We start from the raw sequence: 15,534 nt of genomic DNA, 5'->3' as shown, positions 1-15,534 counted from the left end.
TGTCAGTGGCGGCCCAGAAGGTTTTCCAGAGCCGCGCGCAGATCAGTAAATCGGAAAGTAAAACCCGCCTCTTGCAGGCGGTCCGGCCGGGCGCGTTGGCCGCCCAGCAGCAGAATCGACAATTCGCCCAATAACAACCGAAGCGCTACGGCCGGCATCGGCATGAACGCCGGACGGTGCAGAACGGACGCAAGAGTTTTGGCGAAATCCCTGTTGCGCACCGGTGATGGCGCGCAAGCATTATAAGGACCTCGGGCGTCCTCCCGGGTCATCAGAAAATCAATCAGGGCGATTTGATCTTCGATGTGAACCCACGGCATCCACTGGCGTCCGTTTCCAATCGGCCCGCCCATGCCCATCTTGAATGGCGGCAACAGGCGCTGAAGCATGCCGCCTTGGTCGGCCAACACCAGACCGGTGCGCACCAGCACCACGCGGATGCCCAGCGCTTCGGCACGTTGCGCAGTCTCTTCCCAGGCAATGCACAAACGGCTGGCGAAATCCTCACTGACCGGTTGCGCGCTTTCGTCGAGCTCACGTTCGCCGCCGTCGCCATACCAGCCCACGGCGGAGCCGGAGATCATCACGTCTGGCTTCTGCTCGCGGCGCTCAAGCCAGGTAACAAGTTGTTCAGTCAGCGTGATACGGCTGTCCCACAGCAATATTTTGCGCTTGCGCGTCCACGGACGATCGGCGATGGGTGCGCCGGCCAGATTAACCACTGCATCGACGTGCTGGCTGCCGATGTCATCGAAGTGCGCAATCCCGCGAACGCCGGCGCCGCAGAGCCGCGCCACCTCCTCGGGTTTGCGACTCAATACCGTCAAGTGGTGGCCTTGAGCGAGCCAGTGCTTACACAAACGACGCCCTATCAAGCCTGTACCGCCGGTCAGCAAGATGTGCATGATTGAGTTCCTTACGTGGCGTTCATCGCAATTGCGGGGTCTATTTCTTCACAAGCCATGAGCTCGTGCGCGGAGTGATCACCCAACCTTAGGTCACGTTGGAGCGGTTCACTCCCCTGCTGTTCTTCAGGACAGCCCCGATCGTGCAGTTGAACGATTGAAGCAAAGCATCAGACTTGTCAGCGAGCCATTGGAAAGGTCCGCGTCCTGCGTGTGCAGGGCGACAACTTATACCGAAAAACGGCATTGTACAGCTTTTGCCTGAGGCGTAGTCTGTGCAGACAAGGTAACGAGGCCCCTATGACTGTCCCCATCGCAATCATCGGTACCGGCATCGCCGGACTCTCCGCCGCCCAGGCGCTGCAAGCTGCCGGGCATAGTATTCACCTCTTCGACAAGAGCCGCGGCAGTGGCGGCCGGATGTCCAGCAAGCGCAGCGACGCCGGCGCACTGGACATGGGCGCCCAGTACTTCACCGCCCGCGACCGCCGCTTCGCCGCGGCCGTGCAACAGTGGCAGGCCGAAGGCCATGTGGCTGAGTGGACGCCGCTGCTCTACAACTTTCACGGCGGAGCACTCAGCCTGTCGCCGGACGAGCAAGTACGCTGGGTCGGCACCCCGCGCATGAGCGCAATCACCCGGGCCATGCTCGGCGACATGCCGGCGACCTTCGACTGCCGCATCACCGAAGTCTTCCGTGGCGAACAACACTGGAACCTGCTGGATGCCGATGGCCAGAGCCATGGGCCGTTCAGCCAGGTCGTGATCGCTATTCCTGCGCCTCAGGCCACTACCCTGCTGGCCGACGCACCGAAATTGGCGAGCGTTGTCGCCGGCGTGAAGATGGAGCCCACGTGGGCAGTAGCGTTGGCCTTCGATACTCCGCTGGACACGCCCCTTGAAGGTTGCTTCGTGCAAGACAGCGCCATCGATTGGCTGGCCCGCAATCGCAGCAAACCAGGGCGCGACAGTCACATGGACACCTGGGTGCTGCACGCCACCAGCGTCTGGAGCCGGCAGCATTTGGACCTGGCGAAGGAGGATGTCATTGACCGGTTACACGGCGCGTTTGCCGAATTGATGAACTGCGCTATGCCAGCCCCGGCGTTCACCCTCGCCCACCGCTGGTTGTACGCCAGGCCGGCCGGCGGGCGGGAAGTCGGTGCCTTGTCCGATCCGGATCTGGGCGTGTATGTCTGCGGCGACTGGTGCCTGTCGGGCCGTGTCGAGGGCGCCTGGCTGAGCGGGCAGGAAGCTGCGCGGCGTCTGCTGGAACACCTCAAATGAATCGTCTTAATCCGCGCAAGCTGCTGCTGTCGAAATGGACAGCAGCGTCGCCCCAAAACCGTGAAAAACATTTCCTCGTCACCGAGTTGTTTTGTGACGAGGAAGGCACGGTGCTGGAGATCGAACTGCAGGCCGTCATGACCAAGCGCAGCCAAACCCTGGCTTGGCAGACCCTGCAGAACGATCAGCACTGGCAGATGGGCTGGAAATAACCTGACCAACCTCCGCAACACCCGTGCCGCTGCCAGCAAAAGCGGCACCCTGTCGCCTCATTTCGCGATCTTGGACAAATTATTTGACTTGTAGAACCACAAACCTATGATGAGCAAATGTTGTACAGGCTAAAGATCCTGTATAAGAAGTTCATCGAGGGGTTGTCATGTCTGCTGTACTCGATCATTCATCAGCGCAAGCTTCCAAACCCAAGCTGGGCGTCAGTGCCTGCCTGATGGGTGTGGAAGTCCGGTTCAATGGCGGACACAAGGAGTCGCACTTGCTGACCCGCGCCCTGAACGAATACTTCGATTTCGTGCCCGCGTGTCCCGAGGTCGCCATCGGCATGGGCATTCCGCGCGAAGCCATCCGCCTGGTAGGCGACCCGGACCATCCACAGGCGGTTGGCTCGGTCCATGGCGCAATGAATGTTACCCGGCAGCTGGCTGATTACGGCGACCACATGGCGACCGAGATGAGCGACATTTGCGGCTACATCTTTATGCAGAAGTCGCCTTCTTGTGGTCTGGAGCGCGTCAAGGTCTACCGCGACAACGGGGTGCCGTTCGAGACCGGCGGACGCGGTATCTATGCGCAGGCATTCTGCACGCGTCACCCCGACCTGCCGGTCGAGGAAGACGGCCGTTTGAACGACCCGGTGCTGAGGGAGAACTTCATTACCCGTGTCTTTGCCTATGCCGCCTGGCAGGAGTTGCTGAAAAGCGTCATCACCCGCCGTACACTGACCGAGTTTCACGCCCGCTATAAATATCAATTGATGGCCAACGACCCCGTCCAGTACAAGGTGCTGGGGAATCTGTTGGGCACCATGGGCCGTAATGACCCTGCCGAAATCGCTTCACGCTATTTCAGCCAGTTGATGAGCGCCCTGAAGAAACCAGCCACGCGTCGCACTCACACCAACGTGCTGCAGCATCTGTGCGGTTATCTGCGGCAGACCATCAGCGCGTCCGACAAGAAAGAAATCCAGGGCGTCATCAATCAGTACCACCAGGGCATCGTGCCGCTGGTAGTACCGCTGACGCTGCTCAAACATCATTTTCGACGACACCCCGATCCGTACATTGCGCTGCAGGTGTACCTGCAGCCGCATCCGGAAAACCTCAGTTTACGCAACGCGATTTGACCATGACCACGACCGAGCAAGACCCGCCGGAAGGCGACCCGCAAGACCAGGACTCCGCGAGCCCGTTTGAAAATGGCTGGCTACCGATTCGCGAAATTGCCCGCCTGACCGGCGTCAATGCGGTAACGCTGCGCGCCTGGGAGCGTCGCTACGGTCTCATCGTTCCGCACCGTACGCCCAAGGGCCATCGGCTCTACAGCAACGAGCACGTCGACCGCGTGCTGACCATCCTCACCTGGCTGAATCGCGGCGTGTCGGTCAGTCAGGTCAAGCAATTGATCGACGATCAACAGGCGCCAGCGCCGAGCGTCGAGAGTGACTGGGACATTCTGCGTCAGACCCTTCAGGAGGCCATCGGCGCACTGGCCGAGCGTCGTCTGGACGATGCACTCAGTCGCGCGATGTCCCTGTATCCCCCGCGCACGTTGTGCGAACAGCTGCTGTTGCCGCTGTTGGCCGCCCTTGAGCAGCGCTGGCAGGGGCAGTTCGGGGCGCAGCTGGAGCGGGTGTTCTTCTACTCGTGGCTGCGCAGCAAGTTCGGCGCCCGGCTCTACCACAACAACCGTCAGGTCAGCGGTGCGCCCCTGCTGTTGATCAACCAGTCCGATCTGCCACTCGAACCGCACCTGTGGCTGACCGCGTGGCTGCTCAGCAGCGCCGATTGCCCGGTAGAAGTGTTCGATTGGCCACTCCCGAGCGGCGAGCTGGCCCTGGCCTGCGAATACCTCAAGCCGCGCGCCGTGCTCTTGTACTCGAGCAAATCGCTGAACGTGGGCCAGTTGCCTCGCCTGCTGCACAACATCGAGTGCCCGAAGCTGATCGTCGGGCCCGCCGTGCGCATTCATGCGACGGAATTATCCGCAGCCGAAGGGGAAGTCTCAGGCCTGTATCTGGCTGAAGACCCTTTGACCGCCCAGGCCTCGTTGCAGCAGTTGGGGCTCCTCTAAGGAAATCACTATGCAATTGATATGGTTGCGCAGCGATCTGCGTGTGCACGACAACACTGCGCTGAGCGCTGCCATGGAGCTGGGCCCTACCCTCGCTGTGTACATGATCAGCCCGGGACAGTGGCAAAGTCACGACGATGCGGCGTGCAAAGTCGATTTCTGGCTGCGCAACCTGAGTGAATTGAGCAAGGCTCTTGAGGCGTTGAATGTCCCGCTGCTGATTGTCCATGCCGACATGTGGGTGCAGGGGCCCAAGGCACTGCTTGAGTTGTGTCAGCAACACGCGGTCGAAAGCGTGCACGTGAACGACGAGTACGGCATCAACGAAACCAAACGTGATCGTGAAGTTGAGGCTGCGCTCGACGGCGCAGGGATTGTGTTTCGTCGCCACCTCGACCAGCTGTTCTTTCAGCCTGGCAGCGTGCTGACTAAAAGTGGCGGCTATTTCAAGGTCTTCACGCAGTTCCGCAAGGTCTGTTACGCCCGCTTGCATTACTCGATGCCCGCGCTGGTCGCACTGCCCAAGCCGCAACAAAAGCTGTCCATCAAGGGCGATGCCGTGCCCGCGGCGGTCGAAGGTTTCGCCGCGCCCTCTGAAACCCTGCGCGCGCTCTGGCCCGCTGGCGAAGAGGAGGCGCGGGATCGCCTGCAACACTTTACCGACGAGCAAGTGCATTACTACGAGCAAGAGCGTGATTTCCCTGCCAAACCCGGCACCAGTCAGCTGTCTGCGTACCTGGCTGCGGGCGTGATATCACCCCGTCAGTGTCTGCACTCGGCACTGCGCAGCAACAATGGCGAGTTTGAAACCGGCAATGTGGGTTCCGTCACATGGATCACCGAGTTGCTCTGGCGTGAGTTTTACAAGCACGTGCTGGTCGGTTTCCCGCGCGTGTCCCGCCATCGCGCGTTCCGCCCGGAAACCGAAGCGTTGCAATGGCGCAATTCGCCCGAGGATCTCGAAGCCTGGCAACAGGGCCGCACCGGGCTGCCGATTGTCGATGCGGCGATTCGCCAGATGCTCAAAACCGGCTGGATGCATAATCGCTTGCGGATGATCACGGCCATGTTCCTGACCAAGAATCTGCTGATCGACTGGCGTGAAGGTGAACGCTACTTCATGCAGCATTTGATCGACGGTGATCTCGCCTCAAACAACGGCGGCTGGCAATGGAGTTCGTCGACCGGCACCGATGCGTCGCCCTACTTTCGGATATTCAATCCGCAAAGCCAGTCGGAGCGCTTTGACCCCGAAGGTCGATTCATCAAACAGTGGGTCCCTGAGCTGGCTGACATGAACAAGCGCGACATTCATAACCCCACCGCGCTGCGCGGGCTGTTTGGCGTGGAGGGTTACCCAACGCCCATCGTTGACCTCAAATCCAGTCGCGAGCGCGCCCTGCAAGCGTTCAAGTCGCTGCCGCAGCGACAGGCCGAGACGCAGGAGCAAGACTGAGCGGCTGTCCGATGAACGTCCCCACCCCTGAACGCCCGACCTTTAAGCAGCACTGTTCAAGACCTGCACGCCAGGCCAATCAGAGGGTGCGCGGTGTCGCTCGTTCCGTTGCGCGAGGGCAAAAGGTCTTGTCACGGCGTGCAGCGGCGTCCGTCAGCCGAGTTAGCTGTCCGCCGCGCCGTGATTTAAACTGCCCGACATGACGACTGTTATCCCTTCGCTTCAACTTCCTGCCGAACCCGAGATTACGTGCGCCACCTGCGCGGCGTGCTGCTGCCAGCTGGAGGTCATGCTGATCACCGACACCGGCGTGCCCGAGCGTTACATCGATACCGATGACTGGGGCGGCGAAGTCATGCTGCGTCTGGACGATGGCTGGTGCGCGGCACTGGATCGCGACACGATGATGTGCACGATCTACGAGCGTCGGCCGTTGATTTGCCGAGAATTCGAAATGGGTGCGCCGGAATGCATTGCCGAGCGGGAAGGGATTGCGACAGCGTATCTGTGATTACCGCGGCGTGCAGAAGTGCGAGTGCGCCAACTTGTTAGAGATTGCCAGCGGTGTTGGCTGACCCGTTCCCGGCCGAGCCGGTCCCACTTGATACAGCGTGCTTCAGTAGGATCGGCTTCAGCGGGGACAGCGTCACGCCCTGTTGCAACCGCGATTTTTCTCGCGCCTGCAACTAAGCGGTAAGCGCTTAGAACGGCATTGTGTAATGAATAGCGTAGCTTTCGATGCCGTCGTTGTTAGTGGTCATGCCGCCGTTGGAGTAGTGAGTGGCACGCAGGCCAACTTCATGTCCACCGGCAAAGCGCAAGCCAAAACCCAGACGGTCTTCAAATTGAAACGCGCTGCCCAGCTTGTTGCCTTCGACTTCGGTACGCTGGAATACAGCGACGCCGATACCGGCTTCAACGTAAGGCTTGACGCTTTCACCAGAGAATTCGTAAACGAATACCGGAGAGAAGGACAGGCTGTTGTTGCTGGAATTCTTGTCGCCTTCCCAATACGTGTACGCGCCGCTCCAGTAGCCGGTCAAACGGCCCACGCCGGTTTGCCACCAGCTTTTGTCCCAATCGAATTGCGCACCGAGACGGTACGTCATCGTGGACTCGCCGGTTTGACCTACCGAAAATTCGACCCCATCAGCCTGGGCAATTGCGCTTTGCCCCAACAACGCAGCCGCAATCGCAGCCAAACAAAACAGTCGCTTCATCTGAAACATCCTATTTCAAAAGGATAAAGAAAATTTTTTATACTGACAGAAGTGCTGTAGAAGCCGGAGGCTGATAATTAGTTCAGCCAAAAACGAAGCAATTCACGTTTTTTTCACGAAACGAAGCTTCGCACATTGTCAGGCTTTTTCCAAAGCAAGCGTAGGACGTTTCTGAAGTCTTCTGGATCGCCGGTCGTCCAGAACTGTGCAGTCCGAGGATGACCGCTCGCAAGCAGCTCGCGCTCGCTCAATAATCGATGCAATTGGCGGGCGACAGCGGCCCCGGTGTCGATCAACGTGATGGACGCAGGGATCATTTCCCGCAACAACGGCTTGAGAAACGGATAGTGGGTGCAGCCCAGAATGAGGGTGTCGCAGCCAGCAGCCAGCAACGGGGTGACATAACCCAGCAGCAACTGGCGAATCGTCGGGCTCACCAGGTCGCCGGTTTCTATCAACTCGACGAGCCCCGGACAAGGCTGCGTAATGACTTGAACGTCTGCTGCGAAGCGATCGAGCAGCGCAGCGAACTTGGCGCTTTGCAACGTGCCCGTGGTGGCCAGAACACCGACAATCCCCGTGCGCGTTGCAGCGGCCGCAGGCTTGACCGCCGGCTCCATACCCACGAGCGGCCAATCGGGATAGCGGACGCGCAGATCGGCGATGCCGGCCACCGTTGCCGTGTTACAGGCGATCACCAGCGCTTTGGCGCGCTGTTGGTGGAAGAACTCGGCAATGGTCGCGCAACGCTCGCGAATGAAATCCGGGGTTTTTTCGCCGTAGGGTATGTGGCCGCAGTCCGCGACGTAGAGCAACGATTCGCGTGGCAGCAATTGGTTTATTTCAGCCAGCACTGATAACCCGCCGACGCCGGAATCAAACACCGCCACGGGCGCATCGCTGTCTCGACTCATACGGGTTCAGGTTCAGACGTGCCAGCCGCCCGATGACCCGCGCCGCATACGCTGCAGGCGGGATCGCGCTTGACTTTCAATTCGCGGATTCGCGTGCTCGAGGCATCGATCAGCAGCAGCCGCCCCACCATTGGCTCGCCAAAACCGGCCAGGAGTTTGAGGGCCTCCAGGGCCTGCAAGCTGCCAACCAGCCCGACCAGCGGTCCGATCACGCCGGCTTCGCTGCACGTCAGTTCGGTTTCGCTGCCGTGCCCGTACAAGCAGTGGTAGCAAGGACTCTCCGCACGGCGCGGATCGAACACCGACAGTTGCGCCTCCAGACGAATTGCAGCGCCGCTGACCAGTGGTTTGCACGCAGCGACACACGCTGCGTTGACCGCTTCGCGCGTCGAAAAATTGTCTGAACAGTCCAGCACCAGATCGACCCCGGCAACCACCGCCGCCAGAGAATCGCAATCTAGGGCGGCGCGATGGGCCACCAGCGTTGTGAGCGGATTGATGGCTGTCAGCCGCGCGATGGCTGAATCAACTTTGCTCAGCCCTACACTGTGGGTGTCGTGAATGACCTGCCGTTGCAGGTTGGTCAGGTCGACGCTGTCGAAATCCGCCAGATGCAGCTCACCGACGCCCGCCGCCGCCAGGTACAACGCCACCGGCGAGCCAAGCCCGCCCAGGCCGACGATCAACACGCGGCTCTGCTTGAGGCGCAGCTGACCGTCGATGTCGACCTGCTGCAGGAGTATCTGCCGGCTATAGCGCAACAGTTCCTCGTCCGTCAGCACGGCACGCGCCCAAAGGTGATGCGTTCGTGGTCGCCCAGATCGCGGCGGGTCTGGATCTGCTCGAATCCATGCTCAAGCAGCAGTTCACGCACCGCCGCGCCTTGATCGTAGCCGTGCTCCAGCAACAACCAGCCGCCCGGTTCAAGGTGCGCAGGTGCCTGCGACACGATCAGGCGCAGGTCATCCAGGCCATCGGCGCCAGAGACCAGCGCACTGCTTGGCTCGAAGCGCACGTCGCCTTGGACCAGATGAGGATCGTTGGAAGCGATGTAGGGCGGGTTGCTCAGAACCAGGTCGAAGCGCTGCCCCTCGACCGCACTGAACCAGTGGCCGCGCAGGACCTGCGCATTGTCCAGATGCAGCCGCTGGCGGTTACGCTCGGCAAGCTCGACCGCCTCTTCGACGCGATCCACCGCCGTAATATTCCACTGCGGACGATCCTTGGCCAGCGACAGCGCGATAGCGCCGGTGCCGGTGCCGAGATCGAGCAGCCGGTGAGGAATCGCACCCGGTAATAACTCCAGTGCCGTTTCCACCAGCATCTCGGTCTCTGGCCGCGGGATAAGCGTATGCGGCGCGACTTCCAGGTCGATGCTCCAGAACCCTTGCAGGCCTAGAATGTAAGCGACGGGTTCGCCGGTTCGACGACGCTTGAGATAGCCGTCGAAGGCGTGCGCCGCTTCGGTGCTGACAATGCGCTCGGGCCAGGTGTGCAGGAAACTGCGCGGCTTGCCCAGGGCAGCGGCCAGCAACAATTCTGCATCCAGACGCGCTGTCGGAGAGTCCGGCAGCTCGGCGCTTCTTAACAAGCTGGCGATGATGGTCATTTAATCACCCAGTGCCGCAAGTTGATCTGCCTGATACTCGGCAAGTAACGGTTCTATCACTGCATCGACCCCGCCGGCCAGAACTTCATCGAGGGAATAGAGCGTCAGGTTCACGCGGTGATCCGTGACTCGCCCCTGTGGAAAATTGTATGTGCGAATGCGTTCCGAGCGATCCCCGGAACCTACCAGCAACTTGCGCTCGCTGGCGATGGCATTGGCTGCCGCAGCGGTCTGCTGGTCGTTGAGCTTGGCTGACAGCCAGGACATGGCCCGCGCGCGGTTCTTGTGCTGCGAACGTTCTTCCTGACACTCCACCACGATGCCGGACGGCAAGTGAGTGATGCGGATGGCCGAATCGGTCTTGTTGACGTGCTGGCCACCGGCGCCGGATGAGCGATAGGTATCAACGCGCAAGTCTGACGGATTGATCTCGATGGTCTGCTGTTCGTCCGGCTCAGGCAATACCGCCACCGTGCACGCCGACGTGTGAATGCGGCCCTGGGATTCGGTTTCCGGAACCCGCTGAACGCGATGCACACCGGACTCGAACTTGAGCTTGCCGTAGACGTGCTCGCCTTCGACACGCGCGATGACTTCTTTATAGCCGCCGTGCTCGCCCACGTTCTCCGACAGGATATCCACACGCCAGCCACGACGCTCGGCGTAGCGGGAATACATGCGAAACAGGTCCCCGGCAAAGATCGCCGCCTCGTCACCACCCGTACCGGCACGGATCTCAAGGAATACGTTGCGCCCGTCATTCGGGTCTTTGGGCAACAGCATCTTTTGCAGGTCGGCTTCAAGCACCAGCAACTGGTCCTTGGCTTCGCGCACTTCCTCGACCGCCATTTCGCGCATGTCGGGGTCACTGTCCTTGAGCAGCGCCTGGGCGCCTTCCAGGTCGCTCTGCACTTTCTGCAGCTGCCGATAGACCTGAATGACGGGCTCGACTTCGGCGTACTCGCGGGAGTACGCGCGAAATTTTGTCTGGTCAGAGATGACTTCGCCATCGCCGAGCAGGGCGGTCAATTCCTCGAAACGGTCGCTTAGCACGTCCAGCTTGTTGAGCAGTGAAGCTTTCATTGCGGGGATTTATCCGTGGAGCCCTCATTGAGGGCGAATAGTTCCTGGGCCATGGCCAGCGCATCAACGCGGCCTTCGGCGGACAGCTTCTTCAGCTGAACGCTGGGCGCGTGCATCATTTTGTTCGTCAAGCCACGCGCCAGCGCCATCAAAACGTCTTCGGCGTTGCTGCCGTTGGCGAGCATGCGCTGGGCTTTCTGCAATTCTTCGTCACGCAGGCGTTCACTCTGCTGACGATACGCCTTGAGCACGTCGACCGCCGCCAGTTCGCGCAGCCGCGACATGAAGTCGTCGACGCCGACACTGACCAATTCTTCAGCCGCCTGAGCCGCACCCTGGCGGCTCTTCAGGTTCTCAGCGACGACTTCATGCAGATCGTCCACGGTGTAGAGGTAGACGTCGTCCAGCTCTCCGACCTCGGGCTCGATATCGCGCGGCACAGCGATGTCGACCATGAAGATCGGCTTGTGCTTGCGCAGCTTCAGCGCGCTTTCAACAGCACCCTTCCCCAGAATCGGCAGCTGACTGGCCGTGGAGCTGATAACGATGTCGCTGTTGACCAGTTCAGCGGGGATGTCGGACAGCAGCACGGCGTGGGCACCGAACTGCTCGGCCAGGGTGTTCGCGCGTTCAAGGGTGCGGTTAGCCACAACGATACGCTTGACCCCGAGGTCATGCAGGTGGCGGGCGACGAGGGTAATGGTCTCCCCTGCCCCGATCAGCAGCGCCTGACTGCGCTGCAGATCACTGAAAATCTGCTTGGCCAGGCTGACGGCAGCAAAGGCGACGGACACGGGGTTCTCCCCAATGGCCGTATCGGTGCGTACCTGTTTGGCAGCGCTGAAAGTGGCCTGAAACAGCCGCCCGAGCATTGGCCCGACGGTGCCGGCCTCGCGCGCAACGGCATACGCCGATTTCATCTGACCGAGGATTTGCGGCTCGCCCAGCACCAGCGAATCCAGGCCCGACGCAACGCGCATCATGTGACGCACCGCCGCGTCGTCCTCATGCACGTAGGCACTGGCGCGGAGCTCGTCGACATTCAGATGGTGGTAATCCGCCAGCCAGCGCAACACGACGTCGGCGGTCAGTTGATCCTGTTCGATGTAAAGTTCGCTGCGATTGCAGGTCGAAAGGATGGCCGCTTCCCGGCTACGGGTCAGGCGGCAGAGCTGCTGGAGCGCCTCAACCAGCTGTTCAGGCGTAAATGCCACGCGCTCGCGGACATCAACTGATGCAGTCTTATGGTTGATACCCAGAGCAAGAAAGGCCATTCAAGGTCGCTGATGGTGACGTGAAGCCGGCAATTGTCCTACTTCAATAGATTCAGGACAACCACCGCAATACATTCAGAACGTCCGCAGCGCACGATTGTCCCTATACAGGTTGCGCATTACCGCATCCGGCCTGCGACAAAATGTCCACGCGCAGGCTGTAGATCGAGCGTATCCAGTTTCGCGCGGGCTGTGGGTTTGCTCCCGGCCTTGTGTCATGATGCTTCCAAACCGCAGGTAAGCCGCCCCTCTTCTCTATGAATAAATCCTCCGCGCTGTTCCTTGCCCTTGTCGCTCTGAGTGGTTGCCAGTCCACGGCCTCCGTGTCCACGGCGCCGTCCGCTCCGGCGAAAGAAGCGCCGCCCGCACCCGAGGCCAAACCTCAGGTGTATGGCTCGTTCAATCAGGAAACTGTTGTCAGCCTGCTGACGGCCGAACTTGCCGGCCAGCGCAACCGTTTCGACATCGCGCTGGACAACTACGTGACCCAGGCGATCCAGACACAGGATCCGGGGATTTCCGAGCGCGCCTTCCGCATTGCCGAGTACCTGGGCGCGGATCAGGCAGCCCTCGACACCTCGATGATCTGGGCAAAAAACGACCCGGGCAATCTAGAGGCACAGCGTGCGGCGGCGATCCAGCTGGCGCGGGCCGGGCGTTACGATGAGTCAATGCGTTATATGGAGAAGGTCCTTCAGGGCCAGGGCGACACGCATTTCGACTTCCTCGCGTTGTCCGCGTCTGAAACCGACTCCAGTACGCGCAAAGGGTTGATCACCAGCTTCGATCGACTGCTGGTGAAATACCCTAAAAACGGGCAGTTGATCTTTGGCAAGGCGCTGTTGCTCCAGCAGGAAGGCGACAGCGCTGCCTCCCTGAAACTGCTCGAAGACAACCCGCCGGGCGAAGGCGAAGTGGCGCCCATCCTGCTGCGTGCTCGCCTGCTGCAAAGCATGAACCGCGGCAGCGAAGCGATCCCGCTGCTGGAAAAAAGCATCAAGAAATACCCGGACGACAAGCGTCTGCGCCTGACCTATGCGCGCATGCTGGTGGAACAGAACCGCATGGAAGACGCCAAAGTGCAGTTTTCCAGCCTGGTTCAGCAGTACCCGGATGACGACGAACTGCGCTATTCGCTCGCGCTGGTGTGCCTGGAAAACAAGGCCTGGGATGAAGCGCAGGGTTACCTGGAAGACTTGGTCAGCCGCGGCAGCCATGTCGATTCGGCCCATGTAAACCTCGGCCGGATCTACGAAGAACGCAACAATCCGCAGGCCGCGCTGGGTGAATACGCCCAGGTCGGTCCCGGCAACGACTTCCTGCCCGCGCAGCTGCGTCAGGCGGATATCCTCATGAGCAACGGCAACACCGCCGAAGCGTCAAAGCGGTTGGCTCAGGCCCGAGCGGATCAGCCTGATTACGCCATCCAGCTCTTCCTTGTCGAAGCCGAAACCCTGGCCAACAACAACCAGAGCGACCGCGGCTGGCAGGTGTTAGGCCAGGCGCTCAAGCAGTACCCGGACGACTTGAACCTGCTCTATACCCGTTCGATGCTGGCCGAAAAACGCAACGATCTGAAACAGATGGAGAGTGACCTGCGGGCCATCCTCAAGCGCGAGCCCGACAACGCCATGGCCCTGAACGCTTTGGGCTACACCCTTTCGGACCGCACCACGCGCTACGCCGAAGCCAAGGAATTGATCGAGCGCGCGCACCAGCTCAATCCCGAAGACCCGGCGGTGCTCGACAGCCTTGGGTGGGTCAATTACCGCCTGGGTAACCTGGATGAAGCCGAGCGTCTGCTGCGCCAGGCGCTTGAGCGCTTCCCCGACCACGAAGTCGCCGCGCACCTGGGCGAAGTGCTCTGGGCCAAAGGCGAGCAGCGTGAAGCCCGCAAAATATGGGGCAAAGCCCTTGAACAACAACCTGACAGCCCGGTCCTGCGCAGCACCATCAAACGCCTGACCGGCGCCGAGACCCTTTGAATTTATGCAATTGCGCCACGTAATCGTATTCAGCCTGATCGCCCTGCTCGCCGGTTGTGCCGGCATATCCTCCCGCGAAGCCGTGCAAGGCAAGGGCGACGCCAACCAATGGCGAGTGAATAAAGAACAACTCAGCAGTCTCGACGGCTGGCAGATCAACGGCAAGGTGGGCATTCGCGCGCCAAAGGATTCCGGCAGCGGCACGCTGTTCTGGCTGCAACGCCAGGATTACTACGACATTCGCCTGTCTGGCCCCCTGGGTCGCGGCGCTGCACGTCTGACGGGCCGCCCTGGCGCGGTATCGCTTGAAGTGGCGAACCAGGGTCGCTACGACGCGCCGGACCCCGAAACCCTGCTCAAGGATCAACTGGGCTGGAAGCTGCCGGTCTCGCATCTGGTCTGGTGGGTACGCGGCCTGCCCGCGCCGGATAGCAAAAGCAGCCTGACGCTGGATGGCGACAGCCGCTTGTCCAGCCTTGAACAGGACGGCTGGCAGATCGAATACCTGAGCTACACCCAGCAGAACGGTTTCTGGTTGCCCGAGCGCATGAAGCTGCACGGCCAGGATTTGGACGTCACGCTGGTCATCAAGGACTGGCAACCGCGCAAACTGGGGCAATAGGCATGTCGCAAGCTCGATTGACACTGCCGGCCCCTGCCAAACTGAATTTGATGCTGCACATCACCGGCCGGCGCGCGGATGGTTATCACGAACTGCAGACCCTGTTTCAGTTCCACGATTACGGCGACGAACTCAGTTTCGCGCTTAGAGACGACGGTGAGATTCGTCTGCAGACAGAAATCCCTGACGTTGCGCACGACAGCAATCTGATCGTCAAAGGTGCTCGCGCGCTCAAAGAACAATCCGGCAGCCCGTTGGGCGCCGATATTTGGCTCAAAAAAGTCTTGCCCATGGGCGGCGGTATCGGCGGTGGCAGCTCAGACGCGGCGACAACGCTGCTCGGTCTGAATCATCTCTGGCAGCTAGGCTGGGATGAGGATCGACTGGCAGCACTGGGGCTCAAGCTCGGTGCTGACGTGCCGGTTTTTGTGCGCGGGCATGCCGCTTTTGCGGAGGGCATCGGCGAGATCCTGACCCCTGTAACCCCCGAAGAACCTTGGTATCTGGTGCTAGTGCCGCAAGTATCTGTAAGTACAGCAGAAATTTTTTCAGATCCACTGTTGACACGTGACACTCCGCCCATTAAAGTGCGCCCCGTTCCCAAGGGAAACAGTCGAAACGACTGCTTACCGGTTGTAACGAGGCGGTATCCAGAAGTTGGTAACGCTTTGAATTTGTTAGGTAAATTTACCGAAGCAAAATTAACCGGAACTGGAAGTTGTGTCTTTGGGGCCTTCCCAAGCAAAGCTGAAGCTGATAAAGTCTCGGCCCTTCTTACAGAGACCCTTACAGGGTTTGTAGCAAAAGGCGCAAACATCTCGATGTTGCACCGAAAGTTACAAGCACTGCTCTAAAAGGAACCGAGTGCCAGG

16 protein-coding genes are annotated in these 15,534 nt (G+C 60.3%); 9 read left to right on the top strand and 7 right to left on the bottom strand.

Translation table 11 applies throughout. The annotated features are described in order from the left end of the window. Nucleotides 1-2: 2 nt before the first annotated feature. Nucleotides 3-905 (bottom strand): TIGR01777 family oxidoreductase, encoded by a 903-nt coding sequence (locus VF672_RS09090; protein WP_331103830.1) that lies wholly within the window; start codon nt 903-905, stop codon nt 3-5. A gap of 300 nt (nt 906-1,205) precedes the next feature. On the opposite strand from VF672_RS09090, the gene VF672_RS09085 reads away from it, so the two are divergent. From VF672_RS09085 to VF672_RS09060, 6 genes are all read left to right on the top strand, one after another. Further along, nucleotides 1,206-2,192 carry an NAD(P)/FAD-dependent oxidoreductase gene (locus VF672_RS09085; protein WP_331103827.1) on the top strand — a complete coding sequence of 329 codons (987 nt, stop codon included), beginning with the start codon at nt 1,206-1,208 and terminating at the stop codon, nt 2,190-2,192. Continuing rightward, nucleotides 2,189-2,404, top strand: coding sequence for a TIGR02450 family Trp-rich protein (locus tag VF672_RS09080; RefSeq protein ID WP_331103825.1), 216 nt, complete (start codon nt 2,189-2,191; stop codon nt 2,402-2,404). Before VF672_RS09085 ends, VF672_RS09080 begins: the two co-directional genes overlap by 4 nt. Nucleotides 2,405-2,571: 167 nt before the next feature. Then, nucleotides 2,572-3,552, top strand: a complete 981-nt coding sequence (locus tag VF672_RS09075) for a DUF523 and DUF1722 domain-containing protein (protein WP_331103823.1) — start codon at nt 2,572-2,574, stop codon at nt 3,550-3,552. 2 nt (nt 3,553-3,554) lie between these two features. After that, entirely contained in the window at nt 3,555-4,499 is a 945-nt protein-coding gene (locus VF672_RS09070) for a MerR family transcriptional regulator (protein WP_331103821.1), read from the top strand. A 10-nt stretch (nt 4,500-4,509) separates the two neighbouring features. Next, the gene (gene phrB / locus VF672_RS09065; RefSeq protein ID WP_331103819.1) at nt 4,510-5,955 is read left to right on the top strand and encodes a deoxyribodipyrimidine photo-lyase; all 1,446 of its coding nucleotides are present in this window, start codon (nt 4,510-4,512) and stop codon (nt 5,953-5,955) included. Between the two features lie 199 nt (nt 5,956-6,154). After that, nucleotides 6,155-6,466 (top strand): YkgJ family cysteine cluster protein, encoded by a 312-nt coding sequence (locus VF672_RS09060; protein WP_331103817.1) that lies wholly within the window; start codon nt 6,155-6,157, stop codon nt 6,464-6,466. Between the two features lie 190 nt (nt 6,467-6,656). Here the strand turns inward: VF672_RS09060 and VF672_RS09055 are convergent, their stop codons facing one another. From VF672_RS09055 to hemA, 6 genes are all read right to left on the bottom strand, one after another. Continuing rightward, complete coding sequence (locus VF672_RS09055; protein WP_331103814.1) at nt 6,657-7,175, bottom strand: acyloxyacyl hydrolase; 519 nt, start codon at nt 7,173-7,175, stop codon at nt 6,657-6,659. 113 nt (nt 7,176-7,288) lie between these two features. After that, nucleotides 7,289-8,089, bottom strand: coding sequence for a glutamate racemase (murI, locus tag VF672_RS09050; RefSeq protein ID WP_331103811.1), 801 nt, complete (start codon nt 8,087-8,089; stop codon nt 7,289-7,291). Continuing rightward, nucleotides 8,086-8,871 carry a molybdopterin-synthase adenylyltransferase MoeB gene (locus tag VF672_RS09045; protein WP_331103809.1) on the bottom strand — a complete coding sequence of 262 codons (786 nt, stop codon included), beginning with the start codon at nt 8,869-8,871 and terminating at the stop codon, nt 8,086-8,088. Before VF672_RS09045 ends, murI begins: the two co-directional genes overlap by 4 nt. Next, on the bottom strand, nt 8,865-9,698 hold the full coding sequence (prmC, locus tag VF672_RS09040; protein ID WP_331103807.1) for a peptide chain release factor N(5)-glutamine methyltransferase: 834 nt from the start codon (nt 9,696-9,698) through the stop codon (nt 8,865-8,867). The genes VF672_RS09045 and prmC overlap by 7 nt, the downstream gene beginning before the upstream one ends. Next, nucleotides 9,699-10,781: a peptide chain release factor 1 gene (prfA, locus tag VF672_RS09035; RefSeq protein WP_331103804.1), complete on the bottom strand. Its 1,083-nt coding sequence runs from the start codon at nt 10,779-10,781 to the stop codon at nt 9,699-9,701. Then, nucleotides 10,778-12,055, bottom strand: a complete 1,278-nt coding sequence (gene hemA / locus VF672_RS09030) for a glutamyl-tRNA reductase (RefSeq protein WP_331103802.1) — start codon at nt 12,053-12,055, stop codon at nt 10,778-10,780. Before hemA ends, prfA begins: the two co-directional genes overlap by 4 nt. Nucleotides 12,056-12,312: 257 nt before the next feature. Here hemA and VF672_RS09025 point away from each other — a divergent pair, with 257 nt between their 5' ends. From VF672_RS09025 to ispE, 3 genes are read left to right on the top strand one after another with little or no spacing between them, the layout of a single operon-like run. Continuing rightward, nucleotides 12,313-14,040, top strand: coding sequence for a tetratricopeptide repeat protein (locus VF672_RS09025; protein WP_331103800.1), 1,728 nt, complete (start codon nt 12,313-12,315; stop codon nt 14,038-14,040). Nucleotides 14,041-14,044: 4 nt separating this feature from the next. Further along, nucleotides 14,045-14,662 carry a lipoprotein insertase outer membrane protein LolB gene (gene lolB / locus VF672_RS09020; RefSeq protein WP_331103798.1) on the top strand — a complete coding sequence of 206 codons (618 nt, stop codon included), beginning with the start codon at nt 14,045-14,047 and terminating at the stop codon, nt 14,660-14,662. Nucleotides 14,663-14,664: 2 nt separating this feature from the next. Beyond that, nucleotides 14,665-15,516: a 4-(cytidine 5'-diphospho)-2-C-methyl-D-erythritol kinase gene (gene ispE, locus VF672_RS09015; protein WP_331103796.1), complete on the top strand. Its 852-nt coding sequence runs from the start codon at nt 14,665-14,667 to the stop codon at nt 15,514-15,516. Nucleotides 15,517-15,534 lie beyond the last annotated feature (18 nt).

It is taken from the genome of Pseudomonas sp. (assembly GCF_036387035.1).
Lineage (GTDB): Bacteria > Pseudomonadota > Gammaproteobacteria > Pseudomonadales > Pseudomonadaceae > Aquipseudomonas.
Note: the sequence above shows the minus strand (reverse complement) of the source record. Positions and strands in the feature narration are given on the sequence as shown.

What these genes read in the sequence shown, in the direction of transcription:
- prfA (WP_331103804.1), bottom strand. Translation starts at nt 10,781, where the DNA reads ATGAAAGCTTCACTGCTCAACAAGCTGGACGTGCTAAGCGACCGTTTC.
- VF672_RS09090 (WP_331103830.1), bottom strand. Translation starts at nt 905, where the DNA reads ATGCACATCTTGCTGACCGGCGGTACAGGCTTGATAGGGCGTCGTTTG.
- VF672_RS09085 (WP_331103827.1), top strand. Translation starts at nt 1,206, where the DNA reads ATGACTGTCCCCATCGCAATCATCGGTACCGGCATCGCCGGACTCTCC.
- prmC (WP_331103807.1), bottom strand. Translation starts at nt 9,698, where the DNA reads ATGACCATCATCGCCAGCTTGTTAAGAAGCGCCGAGCTGCCGGACTCT.
- VF672_RS09055 (WP_331103814.1), bottom strand. Translation starts at nt 7,175, where the DNA reads ATGAAGCGACTGTTTTGTTTGGCTGCGATTGCGGCTGCGTTGTTGGGG.
- phrB (WP_331103819.1), top strand. Translation starts at nt 4,510, where the DNA reads ATGCAATTGATATGGTTGCGCAGCGATCTGCGTGTGCACGACAACACT.
- murI (WP_331103811.1), bottom strand. Translation starts at nt 8,089, where the DNA reads ATGAGTCGAGACAGCGATGCGCCCGTGGCGGTGTTTGATTCCGGCGTC.
- lolB (WP_331103798.1), top strand. Translation starts at nt 14,045, where the DNA reads ATGCAATTGCGCCACGTAATCGTATTCAGCCTGATCGCCCTGCTCGCC.
- VF672_RS09060 (WP_331103817.1), top strand. Translation starts at nt 6,155, where the DNA reads ATGACGACTGTTATCCCTTCGCTTCAACTTCCTGCCGAACCCGAGATT.
- VF672_RS09080 (WP_331103825.1), top strand. Translation starts at nt 2,189, where the DNA reads ATGAATCGTCTTAATCCGCGCAAGCTGCTGCTGTCGAAATGGACAGCA.
- hemA (WP_331103802.1), bottom strand. Translation starts at nt 12,055, where the DNA reads ATGGCCTTTCTTGCTCTGGGTATCAACCATAAGACTGCATCAGTTGAT.
- VF672_RS09075 (WP_331103823.1), top strand. Translation starts at nt 2,572, where the DNA reads ATGTCTGCTGTACTCGATCATTCATCAGCGCAAGCTTCCAAACCCAAG.
- ispE (WP_331103796.1), top strand. Translation starts at nt 14,665, where the DNA reads ATGTCGCAAGCTCGATTGACACTGCCGGCCCCTGCCAAACTGAATTTG.
- VF672_RS09025 (WP_331103800.1), top strand. Translation starts at nt 12,313, where the DNA reads ATGAATAAATCCTCCGCGCTGTTCCTTGCCCTTGTCGCTCTGAGTGGT.
- VF672_RS09070 (WP_331103821.1), top strand. Translation starts at nt 3,555, where the DNA reads ATGACCACGACCGAGCAAGACCCGCCGGAAGGCGACCCGCAAGACCAG.